Origin of the sequence: Roseiarcus sp., assembly GCF_052145395.1 — a bacterium.
GTDB lineage: Bacteria > Pseudomonadota > Alphaproteobacteria > Rhizobiales > Beijerinckiaceae > Roseiarcus.
Map to the genome: position 1 here is coordinate 1 of NZ_JBKQOT010000044.1, position 4,684 is coordinate 4,684.

At 65.8% G+C, this 4,684-nt stretch carries 4 protein-coding genes; 2 read left to right on the forward strand and 2 right to left on the reverse strand.

What is annotated here, in order from left to right; genetic code table 11:
• Positions 1–685 precede the first annotated feature (685 nt).
• Positions 686–982, reverse strand: a complete 297-nt coding sequence (locus ACLP25_RS01405; protein ID WP_442467463.1) for a hypothetical protein — start codon at positions 980–982, stop codon at positions 686–688.
• 334 nt (positions 983–1,316) lie between these two features.
• On the opposite strand from ACLP25_RS01405, the gene ACLP25_RS01410 reads away from it, so the two are divergent.
• Together ACLP25_RS01410 and ACLP25_RS01415 are read left to right on the forward strand one after the other, a co-directional pair.
• Positions 1,317–2,204: an HpcH/HpaI aldolase/citrate lyase family protein gene (locus ACLP25_RS01410; RefSeq protein WP_442467464.1), complete on the forward strand. Its 888-nt coding sequence runs from the start codon at positions 1,317–1,319 to the stop codon at positions 2,202–2,204.
• A 52-nt stretch (positions 2,205–2,256) separates the two neighbouring features.
• Positions 2,257–3,873 carry a fumarate hydratase gene (locus tag ACLP25_RS01415; protein WP_442467465.1) on the forward strand — a complete coding sequence of 539 codons (1,617 nt, stop codon included), beginning with the start codon at positions 2,257–2,259 and terminating at the stop codon, positions 3,871–3,873.
• A 41-nt stretch (positions 3,874–3,914) separates the two neighbouring features.
• Here the strand turns inward: ACLP25_RS01415 and ACLP25_RS01420 are convergent.
• Positions 3,915–4,684: zinc-binding dehydrogenase (locus tag ACLP25_RS01420; RefSeq protein WP_442467466.1), on the reverse strand; the 770-nt coding region annotated here is incomplete at its 5' end.

The following is a 4,684-nucleotide window of genomic DNA, read 5'->3' on the forward strand; positions in this document are numbered from 1 at the left end:
ACCGGGATCGATTCCATGTTCAAATCTATCTTAAGCCGCAATGTATTGTCAATGAGAGGGTCGTAACTGGCTGGGCGAGCGCTGTTGTTAGTGTTTTAGAATGACGCCGGCAAGCCTGAAAAACCGATAACGGTCGTTGGCCGAACGTCAGGAATGGGTCGATATGGCCCGTTCCCCAAGCCATGGGCGAACGGCCAGTATTTGCGCACTGCCGTCGTTCAGTGGGGACAAACCAAGTTGGTCTCTTCTCCCCGCGATGGCCACGGCGCTTCTTGATTGCGGAAAAGCAGAATTCCCGATATGATCCCTTCATGCGAGCAACAAACGAAGCGCAAGGGGATCGACGCAGTCTTGGACGGGACGCGGCCTTTTGCGCGGGAAGGGGCCGCATGATGAATAAAGTTGGCCCTGGGTTCGCGCACAACCCTTTGAAAAGGCTCATTTCGATCGAGAGAATCCAAGGAATTCCAAGGAAATCCAACCGCAAGAATCCGAAGATTTGCGGAGCCCGGACCTCTCTCCGCGGAGGCCCGAGGAAATCCAAATCTTAGGGCGCGCTTCCTCGGACTCCTGAGCGCCTTCGACGCCATAGCCCCGTCCTGTGCTTGCGGCCGCAATAGCCGCGGCCTTCTGAGCGGCCTCGCGCCCGGGACGCCGTCGGCCGACCACGCGGACGGCGCGGCCGTCAGGCCCGCGCGCCGGTCACCGGGGCCACGCCGAACATGCCGAGCTTGGCTTCGCCGCTCAGCGCGTCGCCTTCGACCTTGACGGTGAATTCAAGCGTCAACGGCATCGGATTGGTGATGTCCGTCTGCCAGGTGAGCGTATCGCCGTCGATCGCCCCTTCGAAGGTTTGTTGACCCGCCGGTCCGTTCATCACGCCGTCAAAAGCGGTAGTGGATTTGGTCTTTATCGAGAGCTGCGCTTCCTGCGGCCCGATCGGGGTTTCGAGAACCAGTTTCCACTCGCCGTCCGTGGCCATCGCACAGTCTCCAAAGAAGAGCGAAATGCTCCGTTCGATACTTCCAATCCGGGCGTTCGCCAAAGAGCCTCGCGTTCGACGACGGCGAGCGCTCCGTCGACTCTCAGTCTGCGACGTCTTGCGCACTTCCAACCCGGGGCCGAAAGGGGCAGTCTGTCGCGACGGTTTTCCGTTTACCAGCTTGCGCCCGTTGGCGCCAGAATCGCGGCATCGATCGATGCGGCCTCCGTGTGTCATCAGCCATCCGCCCTAAGTCCAAGGTTTTTTGCGCTGCAGCATCTGGCGGCGCAACAATCTTGTCTTTAAATGCTCACAGTGCTGTCAGGAGATCGTCATGCTTGCTCGTCCGCGTCGCAGCGTCCTCTACATGCCCGGCTCCAATTCCAAGGCCCTCGCGAAGGCGCCGACGCTTCCCGCAGACGCGCTGATCCTCGACCTCGAGGATTCGGTCGCCCCGGACGCCAAGGAGGCGGCGCGGGAGCAGGTGGTCGCGGCGGCCAAGGGCGATTTCGGCGGACGCGAGGTCGTCATCCGGGTCAACGGGGCGCATACGCCCTGGGGGCCCGATGATCTCATCGCCGCCGCCGCAGCGGGGCCCGACGCCATCCTCCTGCCCAAGGTCGATGGACCCGGCGCGGTCATGGTCGCGGCCCGGGTGCTGCGCGAGAACGGCGCGCCCGAAAAGACCCGCCTCTGGGCGATGATGGAGACGCCGAACGCCATCCTCAACGCCGGCCAGATCGCCGCCGTCGCCGCCGACTCGGCGTCGCGTCTGGCGGTGCTGGTGATGGGCCTCAACGATCTCGCCAAGGAAACCCGCGCCCGCCTCACCCCCGGCCGCCCGACCATGACCGCATGGCTCGCCAATTGCCTCGTGGCGGCGCGCGCCCACGGCGTCGACATCATCGACGGCGTCTACAACGACATCAAGGATCTTGACGGCTTCCGGGCCGAGTGCGAGCAGGGCCGCGACATGGGCCTGGATGGCAAGACGCTGATCCACCCGAGCCAGATCGACATCTGCAACGAGGTGTTCGCGCCGACGGCGGCGGAGGTCGCAAACGCGCGCGCGATCATCGACGCCTTCGCGCTGCCGGAAAACGCCGGCAAGGGCGTGATCAGCCTCAACGGCAAGATGGTCGAACTGCTGCACGGCGAGATGGCCCGGCGCACGCTCGCCATCGCCGACGCCATCGCGGCGGCGAACCGGGCGGCCGCCTGAGGAGGCCCGTTCGGCAAGGGCGAGCTGAATTCAGTTCCAACGGAGCGGTCCCATGGGCGCGCAGCATCATTCCCTGTTTCAACTCGGGCCCGACACGACCCCGTACCGCAAGCTGACGGATAAGGGCGTGCGGGTCGAGAAAGCGCTCGGGCGGGAATTCCTCGTCGTCGAGCCGTCGGCGCTGACCCTGCTGGCCGAGCACGCGATGATCGACATCAACCACCTCTTGCGGCCCGGGCACCTCGCCCAGCTCGCCAAAATCCTCGACGACCCCGAGGCGACCGGCAACGACAAGTTCGTCGCCTACGACCTGTTGAAGAACGCCAACATCTCTGCGGGCGGCGTGCTGCCGATGTGCCAGGACACCGGCACCGCGATCGTCGTGGCCAAGAAGGGCCGCAACGTATGGACCGAGGGGTCCGACGAGGCGGCGCTGGCTGAAGGCGTGCGCGAGGCTTATCGCAAGAAGAACCTGCGCTACAGCCAGCTCGCGCCCCTCTCCACCTTCGAGGAGACGAACACCGGCGACAACCTTCCGGCCCAGATCGACATCTCCGCCGAGGGCGAGGACGCCTACAAGTTCCTGTTCATGGCCAAGGGCGGCGGCTCCGCCAACAAGACCTTTTTGTTCCAGGCGACGCCGTCGATCCTCACCCACGACCGGATGATCGCGTTCCTGAAGGAGAAGATCCTCACCCTTGGGACGGCCGCCTGTCCGCCCTATCACCTCGCGATCGTGATCGGGGGCCTTTCCGCCGAACTCAATTTGAAGACCGTCAAGCTCGCCTCGGCCAAGTATCTGGACGCGCTGCCGACGTCGGGCGCCGCAGACGCGCGGGCCTTTCGCGACACCGAACTCGAGGCGGAGATCCTGAAGCTCACCCAAGACCTCGGCGTCGGCGCCCAATTCGGCGGAAAGTACTTCTGCCACGACGTGCGGGTGATCCGCCTGCCGCGCCACGGCGCCTCGCTGCCAGTCGGGATCGGCGTCTCCTGCTCGGCCGACCGGCAGGCGCTCGGCAAGATCACCCGCGACGGCGTGTTCCTCGAGGAGCTCGAGCACGATCCCGCCCGCTTCCTGCCAAAGGTCGACGAGGCGGCGCTCGGTGGCAAGGTGGTCGAGATCGACCTCAGGCGGCCGATGAAGGAGATCCTCGCGGAGCTCACCAGGCATCCGATCCGCACGCGGCTTGCGCTGACCGGCCCGATGATCGTGGCGCGCGACCTCGCCCACGCAAAAATCCGCGAGCGGCTCGACCGTGGCGAGCCGATGCCGGACTATTTCAAGAACCACCCGGTCTATTACGCCGGTCCGGCCAAGACGCCCGAGGGCATGGCTTCGGGCTCGTTCGGACCGACCACCGCCGGACGGATGGACTCTTTCGTCGACCAGTTCCAGGCGGCGGGCGGCTCGATGGTGATGCTCGCCAAGGGCAACCGCTCCGCGGCGGTGCGCGAAGCCTGCGCAAAGCATGGCGGCTTCTATCTCGGCTCGATCGGCGGCCCGGCGGCGCGGTTGGCGCAGGACTGCATCAGGAAGGTTGAAGTTCTCGAATACCCCGAGCTCGGCATGGAGGCGGTGTGGCGGATCGAGGTCGAGAATTTTCCCGCCTTCATCGTCGTCGACGACAAGGGCGCCGACTTCTTCAAGGAGCTGAACCTCGGCTGAGGCGGCCCCAAGCGGGCGGCGCCCGCACCACCCGCGCGGGGCTACGGAACGAACACCACGCGCCGCGCGTCCTCGGCCTCAGTCCATGCGCTCTCGATCTCCGCGAGCGGGACGGCGCGAGCGGCGACTTTGAGGCCGGCGGGCTTCGCCGCCGCGAGCACGGCGCCGATCGCGGCCATGAGTCTTTGACCCGGCACGCTGCCGAGCCCGCTGCCCATGATTTCGATCGGCGTCGAGCGCAACACGTCGGCGCGAAGCGGAATCTCGCCGCCCGTCACCGCGCCGATCTGCACGAAGCGGATCTGCGACGATTTCGGTGCGGCCTTGGCAGCGGCGGAGAGCAACAGATCCGCGCTGCGGCCCCAGAGGTAATCGAGCACAACGTCGACCGTCTGCGCGAACGCGTTGCGAAAGCCGTCCTCGAGCGCGGCGTCGTCGGCGCTGAGCGCGATTGTTGCGTCGGCCCCGAGGGCGGCGAGAGAAGCCAGCGATTGCGGATTGCGGCCTGTCGCGATCACTTTCTTCGCGCCCAGATGCCTCGCGATCTGCACGGCAAGCCGACCGGAGGCTCCGGTCGCGCCGTTGACGAGCACGGTCTCGCCCGGCGCGAGCCTGGCGCGATCGACCAAGGCCGCCCAGGACGACATTCCGGGATTGGCGATCGCCGCCGCCGTCACGTCGTCAAGATCGTCGGGCAGGGGCAGACATTGCTGAGCCGCCGCGACGGTCTCATCCGCGAAAGCGCCGTAAGGCAAGCGCGGCAACAGGAAATAGACGCGGGCGCCGTCCTCGAGCTTTCCTACACCGTCGA

Excerpts from the sequence above, each read along its gene's own strand:
- ACLP25_RS01405 (WP_442467463.1), bottom strand. The coding sequence starts at position 982 with ATGGCCACGGACGGCGAGTGGAAACTGGTTCTCGAAACCCCGATCGGG.
- ACLP25_RS01410 (WP_442467464.1), top strand. The coding sequence starts at position 1,317 with ATGCTTGCTCGTCCGCGTCGCAGCGTCCTCTACATGCCCGGCTCCAAT.
- ACLP25_RS01415 (WP_442467465.1), top strand. The coding sequence starts at position 2,257 with ATGGGCGCGCAGCATCATTCCCTGTTTCAACTCGGGCCCGACACGACC.